Here is a 15,522-nt window from a genome sequence, read left to right on the forward strand (position 1 = left end):
TAAACCCCTTATTTTTCAGCATTTTTTATTAGAGGCACGGGATTACATGGAAATCGGTCTGCGCGAGTGGCTGATCGTCATCGGCATTATTGTCATTGCCGGTATTCTTTTTGATGGCTGGCGCCGCATGCGCGGTGGCAAGGGCAAGCTCAAATTCCGTCTGGACCGTAACCTGTCCAACTTGCCCGACGACGACGGCAGCGCCGAGCTGCTGGGGCCGCCCCGTGTGCTGGATACTCATAAAGAGCCGCAGCTGGACGAGCACGACTTGCCGTCGATGAGCGCGCCAATGCGTGAAGCGCGGGAGCCGTCCTCCAAGCGTGGCAAGCGCGGCAGTGCGCCGGTGGCCGAGCCGCATCAGGGCGACCTGAACCTCGACGTCGATGAAGGCCCGAGCTTCAGCAGCCGCGATGACGACTTCCCTGACGAGACCCCGACCAAAAGCGCGCCACGCCAATCGGTAAACGATCAGCCGGCCGCCGAAGAAGTGTTGGTGATCAGCGTGATCTGCCGCGACGCCGCCGGCTTCAAAGGCCCGGCGCTGCTGCAGAACATCCTCGAAAGCGGCCTGCGCTTTGGCGAGATGGATATTTTCCACCGTCACGAAAGCATGGCCGGTAACGGCGAAGTGCTGTTCTCGATGGCTAACGCGGTCAAGCCGGGCACTTTCGATCTGGACGATATCGACCTGTTCAGCACCCCGGCAGTGAGTTTCTTCCTCGGCTTGCCAGGCCCACGTCACCCGAAACAAGCGTTCGACGTGATGGTGGCCGCCGCCCGCAAGCTGTCCCAGGAACTCAACGGCGAGCTCAAGGACGACCAACGCAGCGTCCTCACGGCCCAGACCATCGAACACTACCGTCAGCGCATCGTCGAGTTCGAGCGTCGCGCCCTGACACAGAAACGCTGAGGTTCGATCTTAAGCGTTGTCTGTAGAATCCGTGCACTAACATATTGAGCAGCTTCGGCTGCTCTTTTGCTTTATGAGAGAACACCCATGACCGCCGCCCATACCCGCATCCTCGAACTGCGCGCTGAACTGGATCAGCACAACTACCGTTACCACGTCCTCGACGAGCCGAGCATTCCGGACGCCGAGTACGACCGGTTGTTCCATGAGCTCAAGGCCCTTGAGGCCGAGCACCCGGAATGGGTGACACGTGATTCGCCGACGCAGCGGGTCGGCAGTGCGGCGTTGTCGGCGTTTACCCAGGTACGCCACGAAATTCCGATGCTCAGCCTGGGCAACGCCTTTGATGAAACCACCATGCTCGAGTTTGATCGCCGGGTCACCGAAGGCCTCGACCTGCCGGTGGGCGATCTGTTTGGCGGTGGCGCGGCGGTGGAATACAGCTGCGAGCCCAAGCTGGATGGCCTGGCGGTCAGCCTGTTGTATCAAGATGGCGAGCTGGTGCGCGGTGCTACCCGGGGTGATGGCACCACGGGTGAAGACATCAGCGTCAACGTGCGCACCGTGCGCAATATCCCGCTGAAGCTGCAGGGCACTGGCTGGCCCGCCACCCTGGAAGTGCGCGGAGAAGTGTTCATGTCCAAAGCCGGTTTCGAGCGGCTGAACGCCTCGCAGCTGGAAGTCGGCGGCAAGACCTTCGCCAACCCGCGCAATGCCGCGGCCGGCAGCCTGCGCCAGCTGGATTCGAAGATCACCGCCAGTCGCCCGCTGGAGTTTTGCTGCTATGGCATTGGCCAAGTGACCGCAGATATCAGCGACACCCATATCGGCAACTTGAAGCAGTTGCAGAAGTGGGGCATGCCGATCAGCCACGAGTTGAAGTTGGCCAAAGGCATCCAGGAATGCCTGGACTACTACCGCGATATCGGCGAGCGGCGTAACAGCCTGGGTTATGAAATCGACGGCGTGGTATTCAAGGTCAACAGCATCGCCTCGCAGCGTGAACTGGGCTTCCGCGCCCGCGAACCGCGTTGGGCGATCGCGCATAAATTCCCGGCCATGGAAGAGCTTACCGAGTTGCTCGACGTGGAGTTCCAGGTCGGCCGCACCGGCGCCGTGACGCCCGTGGCGCGGTTGAAACCGGTCAAAGTTGCGGGTGTCACCGTGTCCAACGCCACCTTGCACAACATGGACGAAGTCGCGCGTCTGGGCCTGATGATCGGCGACACCGTGATCATCCGCCGGGCCGGTGATGTGATCCCGCAAGTCGTTTCCGTCGTGCCCGAGCGCCGGCCGGAAAACGCCCGCGCGGTGCAGATTCCCGAGCGCTGCCCGGTGTGTGGTTCCCACGTGGAGCGCACGCAGCTGGTCAAGCGCAGCAAGGGCAAGGAAACCGTCAGCGAAGGCGCGGTGTACCGCTGCGTCGGGCGCCTGGCCTGTGGTGCGCAGCTCAAGCAGGCGATTATCCATTTCGTTTCGCGCCGCGCCATGGACATCGACGGTCTGGGCGACAAGACCATCGAGCAACTGGTGGATGAAAAGCTCATCGGTTCGCCGGCCGATCTCTACAAGCTCAAGTACGAGCAGGTCATCGACCTGGAAGGCTTTGCCGATATTTCCAGCAAGAAGCTGATCACCGCCATCGAAAACAGCAAGACGCCGACCCTGGCGCGCTTCATCTACGCGCTGGGTATTCCGGACGTAGGCGAGGAGACCGCCAAGGTGCTGGCGCGCTCGCTGGCGTCTCTGGAGCGGGTGCAGAAGGCGTTGCCGGAGGTGCTGACGTACTTGCCGGACGTGGGCCTGGAAGTGGCGCACGAGATTCACAGCTTCTTCGAAGACGGCCATAACCAGGACGTGATTGGTGCCCTGTTGTCACCGGACGAATGCGCGCTGCAATTGCAGGATCAGGGTGACCTGAGCGCCGAGTTTGCCGCCAGCACCACGCTGGGCGGCCTGCTCGACAAGCTGCACGTACCCAGCGTTGGCCCGGGTGCCGCACAGAAACTCGCGGACAAGTTCGGCTCCCTGGAAGGCGTGATCAAGGCCGACTGGCTGGATATGCGCCAGGCGCTGCCCGAGAAGCAGGCCAAGGCCGTGCGCGACTTTTTCGATAACCCCGACAATGCCCACCACGCCCTGGCCATCGAGCAGCAGCTCAAGGACTTTGGCATGCACTGGCAGAGCGAGAAGAAGGTGGTCGAAGGGTTGCCGGAGGCGGGGCATACCTGGGTGCTCACCGGCTCACTGGAGCTGATGAGCCGCGATGTGGCCAAGGACAAGCTCGAAAGCCTCGGCGCCAAGGTGGCCGGTTCGGTGTCGGCGAAAACGCACTGCGTGGTGGCTGGCCCGGGCGCCGGTTCTAAACTGGCCAAGGCCAGCGAACTGGGCCTGAAAGTGTTGGATGAGGAGGCATTTGTCGCGTTCCTGGCCAAGCACAACATTACGGTCTGATTTGGACTGAACGATCTCTTCCTGGCGATGCTCTAGTATTGGCAAGCACCCAGGGAGAGATCGCCATGTTCCGCTACTTCGAGCAACTCAGTTCGCGCATCGCCGCACCGTTCATGGCCGGATCCTCGCGCAACAGCAAGGTGTGGCAATGCCGCTGCGGCCAGGCGCTGTTCTTTCGCAACAGCCAGTGCCTGGCCTGTCAGGCGTTGCTGGGCTACCAACCGCAACAAAGCCGGTTGTCGTCTCTACAGCCCGGGCCCGTCGCCGACACCTGGCTACAGGACGATAACCTCGACGCCGGCGCCTTCCGCCGCTGCGCCAACCTCGACACTGCGGCCGCCTGCAATTGGCTGATTCCCGCCCACAGCACCGCACCGCTGTGCGTGGCGTGCAGCCTGAACCGCACCATTCCGGACCTTTCCGTGCCGGAAAACCCCGAACGCTGGCGCAAGGTAGAAACCGCCAAGCGCCGGCTGGTGGCACAACTGATCAGCCTGGGCCTGCAAGTCGTGCCAAAAAGCGTTGACGAAGACATCGGCCTGGCCTTCGACTTCGTCGGCATCGACCTGGAAGGCAACGCGCCCACCACCGGCCATGCCAACGGTCTGATCACCCTCGACATCAAGGAAGCCGACGACGCGCACCGCGAAAAAATCCGTGTGCAGATGCGTGAACCCTACCGCACCTTGCTCGGCCATTTTCGCCATGAAGTCGGCCATTACTACTGGGATCGACTGATCGCCAACAGCCACTGGCTTGAACCGTTTCGCAGCCTGTTCGGCGACGAGCGCGCCAGTTACGCCGAGGCGCTCGACCAGCACTACCAAAACGGCCCACGCCCCGACTGGCAGCAAACCTGCGTGAGTGCCTACGCCACCATGCACCCTTGGGAGGACTGGGCCGAAACCTGGGCCCATTACCTGCACATGATGGACGCCGTCGACACCGCGCTGGGCTTTGGCATGAGCGCCCGTGAGATGGACCTGGATTATCAACCGTTCCCGCTCACCACGCTCTACGACCCCGAGCACCCTGGCGGGCCGGCCTTCCTGTCGTTCGTCAACGCCTGGATCGAACTGGCCGGCATGCTCAACGAACTGTCGCGCAGCATGGGCCAGCCGGATTTTTATCCCTTTGTATTGCCGCCGGCAGTGATCGCCAAGCTGCACTTTATTCACCTGGTGATCCAGGAAGAGGGTGGCAGGGCCGATGACGTCCTGAAGGCACAATGATCAAAATGTGCGAGAGGCTTACTGCCAACAGCGTGGATCAGTCACCGGCCTGACTGGCTGGCAGACTGCTTTCGGAAGCAAGCCTCCTCCCACATGGGACAGGGGCGACGCTGAAGGTTATGGCAAGTGCTTGAGCCCCTTCATATTTTAATCCTGCACCAACGGTTGTAACTTCCGATGAGATCGGTACAATGGCGCTGCTTGCCGAGAGGCTAGCGTCGTTATGGTGACCCCATCGGTCCCCCCGCAACGATTACCCGTGAACCTGGTCAGAGCCGGAAGGCAGCAGCCACAGCGGGAACATTGTGTGCCGGGGTGTGGCTGGTGGGGTTGCCTCCATAACGCTCTTCCTTATTGTGTTCCTAAAGCTTCCAATTCTTTCCTGCTACCCAGCCTGATGATGGGGTGGCGATCTTCGCTATTCGCTTATTTTTATCCTCTTACGGCCTCAAAATCCCAAGACCCGATTGGCCTATTGGCTGACGAAGATTGCGACGCGTAATGGCTATTTGATGGCGTTTCTTCGTTTTAAAATATATGATTGCCTTTGGTTGTTGTGGAGCGGAAAAAGACCGATCTGAAACGGTGCTTTCAGTAGGTGTTCGCTATTTAGTCTTTAGTCTATGGCTGGAAGGTTTCTATGTCTCTTTGTATAGGGTTGGAGCAATTCTTTTCTGATATGTTTGTTTTTATTTTATCAATCCCCAGTAGCATACATGCCTTTGGTATTTTGTCTTCGAACTACGGCTCGCTCGTTGCAACACTCTTGGCGGCGACGGCATTATTTGCTGTAAAGGAGTTTTCCAACAATGCGTCGAAATGCTCAGGGGTTTTTTTTACGAAAAGTATAGTTGAATTGACGGAGTATAATCCGCATAAAGGGATGGAGGTTTTTCATACGTTTGTTCTTTTTTCTGATGGTTATATTGTCTCTGGTACCTCGGAAAAGACGGGTGATAATGATTTAAGAGGGGGGTGTGAATATGTTGGGGGCGGTAAAATTCGAGGAGTTGTAGCTGGTCGGATTGAAAGGAATTATATAAGGTCTAGTGTTATGAATTTGCATATAGTAGAGCAGGGTTTGAATAGGGAGATTACAACGTATATGTCGATACCTATGTCGCGATTTTCGCTTGGCAATTCGCCTATGTATGGAAAGTTTTATACTACAGCATCTAATTCGAAAGGAAGCGTCTTGTGTGGCAGAGAAAAATTCAACGAGCATCCATGTGGCTGCTCACCGCTCCGGTCTACATAGGAATAGGTTTTGTAAGATTTTTTTCTTACACTCCTGTTTTGAGAGATTTTGATTGCTGTAAAATTGTTGTTGAAGAAATGAGGTATAAGTTTGCATCAGATATCTCTGAGACGTTAATTTTAACATTATTTGTTGCGGAGGATCATCGGAATCACTCTCATTATGGGGTTGATCCGGTCGCGATTGTGCGAGCATTGGTTATGCGTTTTTTTTACGGAAAAAAACAAGGAGCCAGCACTGTAGAGCAGCAGTTGGTAAGAACAATTACTCAGCGCTATGAAAAAACGCCTAGGCGTAAAGTGCGAGAGCAGATGTTGGCTGTTATGTTGGGTGCGGAATTCAAAAAAACAGAATTGGCGGCGGCATATCTTAAGTTGGCTTACTATGGGGGGGGTCTTGTTGGGGGGCATGGAATTCGAAGGCTGCGAGTAGAGTGTTCTCAGTTTTCAGATGAAGCCATAGTCGCGCATTTAAAGTATCCTAGGCCTTTGGTTTATAGTGAGAGGTTGCGCGAAAAGCACAAGGATAGGATGAGGCATATTAGGCGTCTAATAAGTGGTGAGATTAAGTTGCTATTTCGTACTCTTTAGCCGGAGTTGAGCTGGGTTGTTATGAATGCTCTCAGAGGATATCTACCAATTCCACTCTAGAAATCGGTATTGGACTAAAATTCAACAACCACTAACCAAACGTCTCCCGCAGCAGCTCGGCAAACGCATCCCGCGCCAGGTGCCGTTGGGTGTCTGTGTGCCAGAACAGCAGGTTGTCCACGGCCTGCAACTCCTCGAACCGGTAGGACGTCAGCTGGTTCGCCTGCTCATAGCGGGCCAGGATGCCTTCCGGTGCCAGGGCCACGCCAATACCTGCGCTGACACAGCCGATGATCGTGCCCCAGCTGGCATAGCTGGCGATGCTTGGCTTGAAGTCATGGGGTTTGATCCAGTTTTCCAGCGCGGCGCGATACGGGCAGCCGGGTGGCCACACCAGCAGCGTGCGGCCCGCGAGGTCTTCGGCGCTGTTGATCGGCGCGCTGGACGCGCTGGCAATCAGCACCAGGCGCTCGCTGTAGACCACGCTGCGTTCGAGCTTGGCGCGTTTACCGCCGGAGGCGACCAACGCCACGTCGAGACGATGGTGTTGCAGGTCGTCCAGCAGTTGCGCCCAGGCGCCGGTGACCAGCTCAAGTGTGACGTCCGGGTAGCGGCGATGGTATTCCGCCAGCAATGGCGGCAGGCGGCCGCTGGCGCTGGACTCTACCGCGCCGATGCGCAAGGTGCCGCGCGGAATGGCGTTGGCATCGACCGCGCGTTTGGACTCGTCCACCAACGCTAGGATGCGCTCGCAGTAGTCCAGGAAAATTTCACCGGCGGCACTGATCGCCAGCCCACGGCCCGCACGAATAAACAGCGGCGTGCCCAACTCGCCTTCCAACTGCTTGATACGTGTGGTGATGTTGGAGGGTACGCAGTGCAATTGCAGAGCGGCCTGGGCCACGCTGCCGGTTTGCGCCACGGCTCGCACCATTTTCAGTTGGGCCAGTTCCATTGCTCAGTTCCAGTGATTTCAGAAGTCAGAAACGGTTAATTGTCCTACGCCTTGCCCAGGCCAAGACTGACGGCATTCCTTCTCAGTTTTGGGCGCCGTCGATGAATACCCCGTCATCCTTAAAGCTTACGCTAGTCATCGCCGGCGTCATCCTCTGTTGGGCTTACTCGCCGATTGGCGTGCACATGGGCCTGCACAGCTATAGCCCCGGTCAGTTGGCGTTGCTGCGATTCTTGATCGCGTCGGTATTCATGGCGGGTGTGGCCGTGGTGGTGGGCATTGCCCGCCCGCGTTTGCAGGATCTGCCGTGGCTGCTGGTGTTGGGGTTTTTCGGGGTGTTCCTGCACCACACCAGCCTCAATTATGGGCAGCAATGGGTGACGGCGGCGGCGTCCAGTGTGCTCGCGCAGTCGGCGCCGCTGTTCAGTGTGCTGATCGCGTTTTTTGGCTTGAAGGAGCGGGTCAGTGCCTGGCGTTGGGGCTGCGTGCTGTTGGGGTTGATCGGCGTGCTGGTGGTGATCTGGGGCGATCATGGCCTAGGGGGCATCGACCCGCGCGGTTTGCTGATTCTATTGGCGGCCGTCTCGTGGAGCGTGTACTTCGCCATCCAGAAACACTATGCCCACCGCTATAGCCCGCTGACCATGGCGTGCTACATGGTGTGGGCGGGCACGCTGATGCTTTGCGTGAACCTGCCGGGCTTGGCCAATGCCGTCGGGCAGGCGCCGTTGCCGGAAAACCTGGCGGTGCTGGTGTTGGGTATTTTTCCCAGTGCCCTGGCGTATCTGGCGTGGGGTTATGTGTTGAAACACATCGAGGTCAGCCGTGCCTCGGTGGCGATGTACCTGATTCCGCCGGTCGCCATGGTGATGGCCGCGACGTTGCTGGGCGAACACATTGCCGTGCAGGTAGTGCTGGGCGGCGTGATTGTGTTGGCCAGCGTCGCTGCCATCAGCCTGGAGGGCCGCTGGCGATCAGTCGCTCAGGCTGAACGCGCGCAGCCGGTGGCCATCAAGGTCCTGGGCGACAAAGGTGTAACCGAAGTCCAGGGTGGCCGGTGACTGGATGATCGTCGCGCCGCGCGCTACCCACTGAGCGTGCAGGGCGTCGACAGCGGCATGGTCGGGCAGGGAAAAGCCCACCTCGCCACCGCCGCCGGTGATCTGGGCCGCCGGCTCGACGGTGTGCCGCGACCACAACCCCAGCTTCACACCGTTGTCGAGGATGAACAGGGCAAACGTCGGGTTCAGCTCCACCGGGGGCTTGTCCAGCAGGCGGCTATAGAAGTTGGCGCTGGTGGCCGGGCTGTCTACGTACAGCAGGAAGTAATGGGCGACGGTGTTCATGCAGGCTCCTTGAGAACGGGCGGTTGAGTGAGGCCAGTCTAGGGGAGGGCCCTGTCAGTTCTTGTCAGGAGTCGGCAGCGGTTGCGCATTCTCGCCGGTGTACAGCTTGATGATGTCATCGATCTCCCCTGACATTTTCATCCGCAGCAGCGTGCGCAAGATCCGCTGCACCGGCACGTTCGGATCATTGCGCACGATGCAGCCCAGGCTTTGCTCGTCGATCACTGCGCCCTTGTGCAACTGCTGGCTCGCAGGCAGGTTGAGGTTGAAGCGGTCCAGGATCCAATCATTGATGACGGCGTATTTAAAGCGCCCGGCGACCAACTTTTGCAGCACGAGCGCCTCGCTGCGGGAATCGTCACGGGTCAGCTGGCCGCTGGCGAACAGCGGGTCGAGGACGGCATAACGGTAGTTAAGCACCGTGCCGATCGACTGGGGTGCCAGCTCACTCACGTGCACCGGTTGCGGCGCTGCAGGGCTGCTCGCCATCACATTGCGTTGCACCATCAGGGGTACGCTCCAGGTGTAGTCGCCGGACAGGTTATCGACCCAGTCCTGGGCGACATAGCAGCGCACGTCAATGTCGCCGTGCGCCATGGCACCGGCGATGCGGGCCCGGGCCAGTACGTGGAACTCGGCCGGGCGCCCGACCTGAGTGGCCAGGCTCAACATCAAGTCATACAAAATGCCCTGGGTGGGCCGGTTGTTTTCGACTTCGGCCATGGGCATTGCCCAACTGTCGGAAATCGAGAAGCGCAACGGCGCGGGTGCCGCGAGGCAGGTGAGGGAAATCATCCATAAAGCGCCCAGGATTCCGCGCATACACTCTCCGGGTTGAGGCCTTCGTGGGGCCAGTCACGCAAGCTTAGTCAGATTAGGCGAGCGTGCCGGATGCAATTTCCCCCTTGCTCCGCTAGCATTACCGGCTTCCGCTTCCCAGTTGCGACGGTTTTCGATGAGTTATCAGGTTCTTGCACGTAAATGGCGTCCGCGCTCGTTCCGCGAAATGGTCGGCCAGACCCATGTGCTCAAGGCTCTGATCAATGCCTTGGACAGCCAACGGCTGCACCACGCCTACCTGTTCACCGGTACGCGGGGGGTGGGCAAGACCACCATTGCGCGCATCATCGCCAAATGCCTGAACTGTGAAACCGGCATCACGTCGACGCCTTGCGGCACGTGTTCGGTGTGCCGGGAAATCGACGAAGGGCGTTTTGTCGACCTGATCGAAATCGACGCCGCGAGCCGCACCAAGGTCGAAGACACCCGCGAGTTGCTCGACAACGTGCAGTACGCGCCGAGCCGTGGCCGCTTCAAGGTCTACCTGATCGACGAAGTGCACATGCTGTCCAGTCATTCCTTCAACGCACTGTTGAAAACCCTGGAAGAGCCGCCGCCCTACGTAAAATTCATTCTGGCCACCACCGACCCGCAGAAACTTCCTGCAACGATTCTGTCGCGGTGCCTGCAGTTCTCCCTGAAAAACATGACCCCCGAGCGTGTGGTCGAGCATTTGACCCACGTGCTGGGCGTCGAGAACGTACCGTTCGAAGACGACGCACTGTGGCTGCTTGGCCGTGCTGCCGATGGTTCGATGCGCGATGCCATGAGCCTCACCGACCAGGCCATCGCCTTTGGTGAAGGCAAGGTCATGGCCGCCGATGTGCGTGCCATGCTCGGCACCCTCGACCACGGCCAGGTCTTCGACGTGCTGCACGCGCTGATCGAAGGTGATGCCAAGGCTTTGCTCGAAGCCGTGCGCCACTTGTCGGAGCAAGGGCCGGACTGGAACGGTGTGCTCTCGGAAATCCTCAATGTGCTGCACCGCGTCGCCATCGCCCAGGCCTTGCCTGAAGGTGTCGACAACGGCCATGGCGACCGCGACCGCGTATTGGCGCTGGCCCAGGCGTTGCCGGCCGAAGACGTACAGTTTTACTACCAGATGGGCCTGATCGGCCGTAGGGACTTGCCCTTGGCACCGGACCCGCGTGGTGGCTTTGAAATGGTCCTTCTGCGGATGCTGGCCTTCCGGCCCGCCGATACGGCAGACGCACCGAGACAGCCGCTAAAGCCAGTGGGGATCAGCCAGGCCACAGTTGATTCCGCCAAACCAGTGGCTGGCGCAGCGGTGGCCGCGCCAGTGGTTGCTGCGCCTGCGCCGGTTGCTCCGGCACCTGCGCCAGTGGTTGCCGCGCCCGTGGCCGAGCCAGCGCCGCAGCCTGCGCCTGTGATCGAGCCTGAGCCTGAGCCCGAACCCGCCCCGGTGGTCGACCTGCCCTGGAATGATCCGGTAGACGCCGAGCCTGAAGTCGAGCTACAGCCTGCCGTGGAGCCCGTACTGGAAACCACCGGCGAGCAGCCCGAGCTGACGCCGATGCCTGCACCGACGCCGGACAGTGTTGTGCCGGCCGCGCCCGAGTGGGTGTCTGCGCCGGTGCCCGAGCCGACTGTCGCCCAGGTCGACGCTGCAACTCCGGGTATCGACCTCGACGACGAGCCGCCACTGGACGAAGACTACATCGAGCCGGACATGGATTCGGCCTACAGCTACCTGGATGACCTAGCCAGCGAGCACACCGCCGACCCGGCGCCCGAGCCCGAGGCGGAACCCGCTGCGGCCCCGGCCACCGGCCTGGCGTTACAGTGGCTGGAACTGTTCCCGAAATTGCCGATCTCCGGCATGACCGGCAGCATCGCGGCCAACTGCACCTTGATCGCCATCGATGGCGACCATTGGCTGTTGCACCTGGACCCGGCCCACAGCGCGCTGTTCAACGCGACCCAGCAACGCCGGCTCAACGATGCGCTGAACCAGTACCATGAGCGCACGCTGACCATCGCCATCGAGTTGATCAAGCCCGAGCAGGAAACCCCGGCCCAGGCCGCGACACGCCGACGCATCAACCGTCAGCAAGAAGCGGAAAACTCCATCCAGGCTGATCCGCTCATCCAGCAAATGATGCAACAGTTTGGTGCGGTCGTGCGCCAAGATACTATTGAACCTGTCGACGCCCCGGTGCCCCAAGCGTCATAAAACCGGGCTACTTATTGATCCACGTACTTTTGAGGTGATTCCCATGATGAAAGGTGGCATGGCCGGCCTGATGAAGCAGGCGCAGCAGATGCAGGAAAAGATGGCCAAGATGCAGGAAGAACTGGCCAACGCCGAAGTCACCGGTAAGGCCGGTGGCGATATGGTCAGCGTGGTGATGACCGGTCGTCACGACATCAAGCGCGTGAGCATTGACCCAAGCGTGTTGCCAGGCGCCAGCGAAGATGACCTGGAAATGCTTGAGGCGCTGTTCGCGGCGGCCGTCAACGATGCCGTGCGCAAGATCGAAGCCAACAGCCAGGACAAAATGTCTGGCGTGACCGCCGGCATGCAACTGCCGCCGGGCATGAAGCTGCCGTTCTGATCGGTGAGCGTTTGCTTTAATAAAAATGCCAGGCATCCAGCCTGGCATTTTTGTTTGTGCCGTAATCGTCCGCTGGGCAGTAACGTCATGCCGCGAGGACGCACTGCGTTCAATATGAACCCTGGCGCGGCATATAGGGTCTGCACCCTATACCGATGAATTCGATAAAGGAGTTCCCTGATGTCTGAAGAACCGATTCTGAACCAGCGCGTCGTGCTGGTCTCGCGCCCTCAAGGCGCACCGACCCCGGAAAATTTCCGCCTGGAACGCGTGAACTTGCCCGAGTTGGCGGACGGCCAGGTGCTATTGAAAACGCTGTACCTGTCCCTCGATCCCTATATGCGTGGCCGCATGAGTGACGCACCGTCCTACGCCGCTCCGGTTGAAATCGACGAGGTTATGACCGGTGGCGCTGTCAGCCGTATCGAGCAATCGCGTAACCCGAAATTCGAAGTGGGTGACCTGGTAGTTGGTTCCACCGGCTGGCAGAGCCACAGCGTTTCCGATGGACAAAATCTGATCCCGGTGCCCAATGGCCTGGCGAGCCCGTCGATGGCACTGGGTGTGCTGGGCATGCCGGGTATGACCGCGTACATGGGCCTGATGGATATCGGTCAGCCCAAGGAAGGGGAAACCCTGGTGGTCGCCGCAGCGTCCGGCGCCGTCGGTTCGGTGGTGGGCCAGGTGGCCAAGCTCAAGGGCTTGCGGGTGGTGGGCATCGCAGGTGGCGCGGACAAATGTCGCTACGTGGTGGACGAGCTGGGTTTTGACGCGTGCATCGATCACAAGAGCGCCAATTTTGCCAATGAGCTGGCCCTGGCCTGCTCCAACGGCGTGGACATCTACTTCGAAAACGTCGGCGGCAAGGTGTTCGACGCGGTGTTGCCGTTGCTCAACCCCAAAGCGCGGGTTCCCCTGTGCGGCTTGATCGCCGGCTATAACGCCCATGAAGCCCCGAGTGGCCCTGACCGTCTGCCGGCGCTGCAACGCACCTTGCTGACCAAGCGCGTGCGCATCCAGGGCTTTATCGTGTTCGATGACTACGGTGATCGCCAGCCTGAATTCCTCAGCGCCATGGCGCCGTGGGTGCGTGATGGCAAGATCAAGTTCCGCGAAGACGTGGTCGAGGGCCTGGAGCAGGCGCCCGAAGCCTTTATTGGTTTGCTTGAAGGGCGCAACTTCGGCAAGTTGGTGGTGCGCGTCGCGCAGGATTGACCATTTGACGCTAATCCGGGGCGCGGGTATAAACCGCGTCTCGTTGTTTTGTCGGACCATTGCCCCATGAGCTTCAGCCCTCTGATTCGCCAACTGATCGACGCCCTGCGCACCTTGCCGGGTGTGGGTCAGAAAACCGCCCAGCGCATGGCGCTGCAACTGCTGGAGCGGGATCGCAGTGGCGGCACCCGGTTGGCCCAGGCCTTGAGCCAGGCCATGACCGGTGTGGGCCACTGCCGCCAGTGCCGCACCCTTACCGAAGAAGACCTCTGCCCGCAATGTGCCGACCCGCGCCGTGACGACACGTTGCTGTGCGTGGTGGAAGGGCCGATGGATGTGTACGCGGTCGAGCAGACCGGCTATCGCGGGCGCTACTTTGTGCTTAAAGGGCACCTCTCACCGCTGGATGGGCTGGGGCCGGAAGCCATCGGCATTCCGCAACTGGTGGCGCGCATTGAAGAGCAGGGCACCTTTACCGAGGTGATCCTGGCGACCAACCCGACGGTGGAAGGTGAGGCGACCGCGCATTACATCGCCCAGTTGTTGAGCAATAAAGGCCTTGTGACGTCGCGTATCGCCCATGGTGTGCCGCTGGGTGGTGAGTTGGAGTTGGTCGATGGCGGCACGTTGGCGCATTCGTTTGCAGGTCGCAAACCGATCGCCCTTTAAAGACCATCACAGTTCAACATGTGGGAGCGGGCGGGCTCGCGAATGCGCTGGTTCAGTCAATACATCTGCTGACTGACACCCCATCGCAGGCAAGCCAGCTCCCACATTTGACTGGGTTCACACATCAAAATGTGGGAGGGGGCTTGCTCCCGAAGAGGCCCTCACAGTCACCAAAAATCCCCCCGCTATCGCAGGCAAGCCAGCTCCCACAGTGTTTTGTGAAATCCGCATAGCTTGATAACCAAGCAAGCGCTTGGTAATTTCGTTCCACCTCACCGTGGAGCTTGCCGATGTCTGCCTACCAGGACTACTTCGACCCCAGCCACCAATTGGTCCGCGACAGCGTGCGTCGTTTTGTCGAGCGCGAGATGTTGCCGGGCATCGAGCAATGGGAGGAGGCCGAAAGCTTCCCCCGTGAGCTGTACCTCAAGGCAGGCGCTGCGGGGATTCTCGGCATCGGTTACCCGGAGAGCCTGGGCGGCAGTCACGAAGGTGATCTGTTTGCCAAGGTTGCCGCCAGCGAAGAGTTGATGCGGTGTGGTTCCGGTGGTGTGGTGGCGGGGTTGGGTTCGCTGGATATCGGCCTGCCGCCCGTCGTCAAATGGGCGCGGCCCGAGGTGCGCGAACGTGTCGCGCCGCAGGTGTTGGCCGGCGAGAAGATCATCGCCCTGGCCGTTACCGAGCCCTGTGGTGGCTCCGATGTGGCCAACCTGCAAACCCGCGCTGTGCGTGATGGCGAGCATTACCGGGTGAGCGGCAGCAAAACCTTTATCACCAGCGGCATCCGTGCCGACTTCTACACCGTAGCCGTCCGCACCGGCGGGCCGGGCTTTGGCGGTATCAGCTTAGTGCTCATCGAAAAAGACACCCCCGGTTTCACGGTCGGCCAGCCGTTGAAGAAAATGGGCTGGTGGGCGTCGGACACGGCTGAGTTGTTCTTCGACGATTGCCAGGTGCCTGTGGGCAACCTGATCGGTGTCGAGAACATGGGCTTTGCCTGCATCATGGGCAATTTCCAAAGTGAACGCCTGGCCCTGGCGTTGATGGCCAATATGACCGCGCAGTTGGCGCTGGAGGAAAGCCTCAAGTGGGCCGCCCAGCGCGAAGCCTTTGGCAAGCCCATTGGTAAATTCCAGGTGCTCAAACATCGGCTGGCGGAGATGGCGACGGCGGTGGAGGTGTCGCGGGAATTCACGTATCGCCAGGCAGCGAAAATGGCTGCGGGCATGAGTGTGATCAAGGAGATCTCCATGGCCAAGAACCTCGCCACAGACACCGCCGATCGCGTTACCTACGACGCGGTGCAGATCCTCGGCGGCCAAGGTTACATGCGCGGCAGCCTGGTGGAGCGGCTATATCGTGACAACCGCATCCTGTCCATCGGCGGCGGTACCCGCGAAGTGATGAATGAAATCATCAGCAAGCAGATGGGGTTGTAAGGTGGGGGGTCTCACAGGCCCCATCGCGGGCAAGCCCG

At 59.9% G+C, this 15,522-nt stretch carries 13 protein-coding genes and 1 other RNA gene; 11 read left to right on the forward strand and 3 right to left on the reverse strand.

Going from position 1 to position 15,522, the window contains the following annotated elements:
- The first annotated feature begins 46 nt into the window (after positions 1-46).
- The 5 genes from zipA to ACLBW8_RS01240 all read left to right on the forward strand — a co-directional run bounded on the left by zipA (position 47) and on the right by ACLBW8_RS01240 (position 6,444).
- Positions 47-910 carry a cell division protein ZipA gene (gene zipA, locus ACLBW8_RS01220; protein WP_064453604.1) on the forward strand — a complete coding sequence of 288 codons (864 nt, stop codon included), beginning with the start codon at positions 47-49 and terminating at the stop codon, positions 908-910.
- Positions 911-997: 87 nt separating this feature from the next.
- Positions 998-3,364, forward strand: a complete 2,367-nt coding sequence (ligA, locus tag ACLBW8_RS01225; RefSeq protein WP_447804370.1) for an NAD-dependent DNA ligase LigA — start codon at positions 998-1,000, stop codon at positions 3,362-3,364.
- Positions 3,365-3,429: 65 nt separating this feature from the next.
- Entirely contained in the window at positions 3,430-4,596 is a 1,167-nt protein-coding gene (locus tag ACLBW8_RS01230; RefSeq protein ID WP_447804371.1) for a zinc-binding metallopeptidase family protein, read from the forward strand.
- Positions 4,597-4,829: 233 nt separating this feature from the next.
- Positions 4,830-4,926, forward strand: an RNA gene (gene ffs, locus ACLBW8_RS01235) — signal recognition particle sRNA small type.
- An 897-nt stretch (positions 4,927-5,823) separates the two neighbouring features.
- A complete protein-coding gene (locus ACLBW8_RS01240) occupies positions 5,824-6,444 on the forward strand; it encodes a transglycosylase domain-containing protein (protein WP_447804372.1) in 621 nt (206 codons plus the stop codon).
- Positions 6,445-6,535: 91 nt separating this feature from the next.
- Here ACLBW8_RS01240 and ACLBW8_RS01245 read toward each other — a convergent pair whose 3' ends face one another.
- Positions 6,536-7,399, reverse strand: a complete 864-nt coding sequence (locus ACLBW8_RS01245; protein ID WP_447804373.1) for a LysR family transcriptional regulator — start codon at positions 7,397-7,399, stop codon at positions 6,536-6,538.
- Positions 7,400-7,500: 101 nt separating this feature from the next.
- On the opposite strand from ACLBW8_RS01245, the gene ACLBW8_RS01250 reads away from it, so the two are divergent.
- On the forward strand, positions 7,501-8,460 hold the full coding sequence (locus ACLBW8_RS01250; protein ID WP_447804374.1) for a DMT family transporter: 960 nt from the start codon (positions 7,501-7,503) through the stop codon (positions 8,458-8,460).
- Here ACLBW8_RS01250 and ACLBW8_RS01255 read toward each other — a convergent pair.
- Together ACLBW8_RS01255 and ACLBW8_RS01260 are read right to left on the reverse strand one after the other, a co-directional pair.
- On the reverse strand, positions 8,374-8,745 hold the full coding sequence (locus tag ACLBW8_RS01255) for a VOC family protein (protein ID WP_407017032.1): 372 nt from the start codon (positions 8,743-8,745) through the stop codon (positions 8,374-8,376). The genes ACLBW8_RS01250 and ACLBW8_RS01255 overlap by 87 nt on opposite strands.
- Before the next feature lie 54 nt (positions 8,746-8,799).
- Positions 8,800-9,567, reverse strand: a complete 768-nt coding sequence (locus ACLBW8_RS01260) for a substrate-binding periplasmic protein (protein ID WP_447804375.1) — start codon at positions 9,565-9,567, stop codon at positions 8,800-8,802.
- Positions 9,568-9,700: 133 nt separating this feature from the next.
- Here ACLBW8_RS01260 and dnaX point away from each other — a divergent pair, with 133 nt between their 5' ends.
- The 5 genes from dnaX (at position 9,701) to ACLBW8_RS01285 (ending at position 15,484) form a co-directional block, all read left to right on the forward strand.
- On the forward strand, positions 9,701-11,779 hold the full coding sequence (gene dnaX / locus ACLBW8_RS01265) for a DNA polymerase III subunit gamma/tau (RefSeq protein ID WP_447804376.1): 2,079 nt from the start codon (positions 9,701-9,703) through the stop codon (positions 11,777-11,779).
- 43 nt (positions 11,780-11,822) lie between these two features.
- Entirely contained in the window at positions 11,823-12,161 is a 339-nt protein-coding gene (locus ACLBW8_RS01270; RefSeq protein WP_010563853.1) for a YbaB/EbfC family nucleoid-associated protein, read from the forward strand.
- A 180-nt stretch (positions 12,162-12,341) separates the two neighbouring features.
- Positions 12,342-13,376 carry an NADP-dependent oxidoreductase gene (locus tag ACLBW8_RS01275; protein ID WP_064453591.1) on the forward strand — a complete coding sequence of 345 codons (1,035 nt, stop codon included), beginning with the start codon at positions 12,342-12,344 and terminating at the stop codon, positions 13,374-13,376.
- A 66-nt stretch (positions 13,377-13,442) separates the two neighbouring features.
- The gene (gene recR / locus ACLBW8_RS01280) at positions 13,443-14,045 is read left to right on the forward strand and encodes a recombination mediator RecR (RefSeq protein WP_064453590.1); all 603 of its coding nucleotides are present in this window, start codon (positions 13,443-13,445) and stop codon (positions 14,043-14,045) included.
- Between the two features lie 290 nt (positions 14,046-14,335).
- Positions 14,336-15,484 carry an acyl-CoA dehydrogenase family protein gene (locus ACLBW8_RS01285; RefSeq protein ID WP_447804377.1) on the forward strand — a complete coding sequence of 383 codons (1,149 nt, stop codon included), beginning with the start codon at positions 14,336-14,338 and terminating at the stop codon, positions 15,482-15,484.
- The last annotated feature ends 38 nt before the right edge of the window (positions 15,485-15,522 follow it).

This window comes from Pseudomonas sp. M5A4_2d (assembly GCF_053345295.1).

Excerpts from the sequence above, each read along its gene's own strand:
- zipA (WP_064453604.1), top strand. The coding sequence starts at position 47 with ATGGAAATCGGTCTGCGCGAGTGGCTGATCGTCATCGGCATTATTGTC.
- ligA (WP_447804370.1), top strand. The coding sequence starts at position 998 with ATGACCGCCGCCCATACCCGCATCCTCGAACTGCGCGCTGAACTGGAT.
- ACLBW8_RS01230 (WP_447804371.1), top strand. The coding sequence starts at position 3,430 with ATGTTCCGCTACTTCGAGCAACTCAGTTCGCGCATCGCCGCACCGTTC.
- ACLBW8_RS01240 (WP_447804372.1), top strand. The coding sequence starts at position 5,824 with ATGTGGCTGCTCACCGCTCCGGTCTACATAGGAATAGGTTTTGTAAGA.
- ACLBW8_RS01245 (WP_447804373.1), bottom strand. The coding sequence starts at position 7,399 with ATGGAACTGGCCCAACTGAAAATGGTGCGAGCCGTGGCGCAAACCGGC.
- ACLBW8_RS01250 (WP_447804374.1), top strand. The coding sequence starts at position 7,501 with ATGAATACCCCGTCATCCTTAAAGCTTACGCTAGTCATCGCCGGCGTC.
- ACLBW8_RS01255 (WP_407017032.1), bottom strand. The coding sequence starts at position 8,745 with ATGAACACCGTCGCCCATTACTTCCTGCTGTACGTAGACAGCCCGGCC.
- ACLBW8_RS01260 (WP_447804375.1), bottom strand. The coding sequence starts at position 9,567 with ATGCGCGGAATCCTGGGCGCTTTATGGATGATTTCCCTCACCTGCCTC.
- dnaX (WP_447804376.1), top strand. The coding sequence starts at position 9,701 with ATGAGTTATCAGGTTCTTGCACGTAAATGGCGTCCGCGCTCGTTCCGC.
- ACLBW8_RS01270 (WP_010563853.1), top strand. The coding sequence starts at position 11,823 with ATGATGAAAGGTGGCATGGCCGGCCTGATGAAGCAGGCGCAGCAGATG.
- ACLBW8_RS01275 (WP_064453591.1), top strand. The coding sequence starts at position 12,342 with ATGTCTGAAGAACCGATTCTGAACCAGCGCGTCGTGCTGGTCTCGCGC.
- recR (WP_064453590.1), top strand. The coding sequence starts at position 13,443 with ATGAGCTTCAGCCCTCTGATTCGCCAACTGATCGACGCCCTGCGCACC.
- ACLBW8_RS01285 (WP_447804377.1), top strand. The coding sequence starts at position 14,336 with ATGTCTGCCTACCAGGACTACTTCGACCCCAGCCACCAATTGGTCCGC.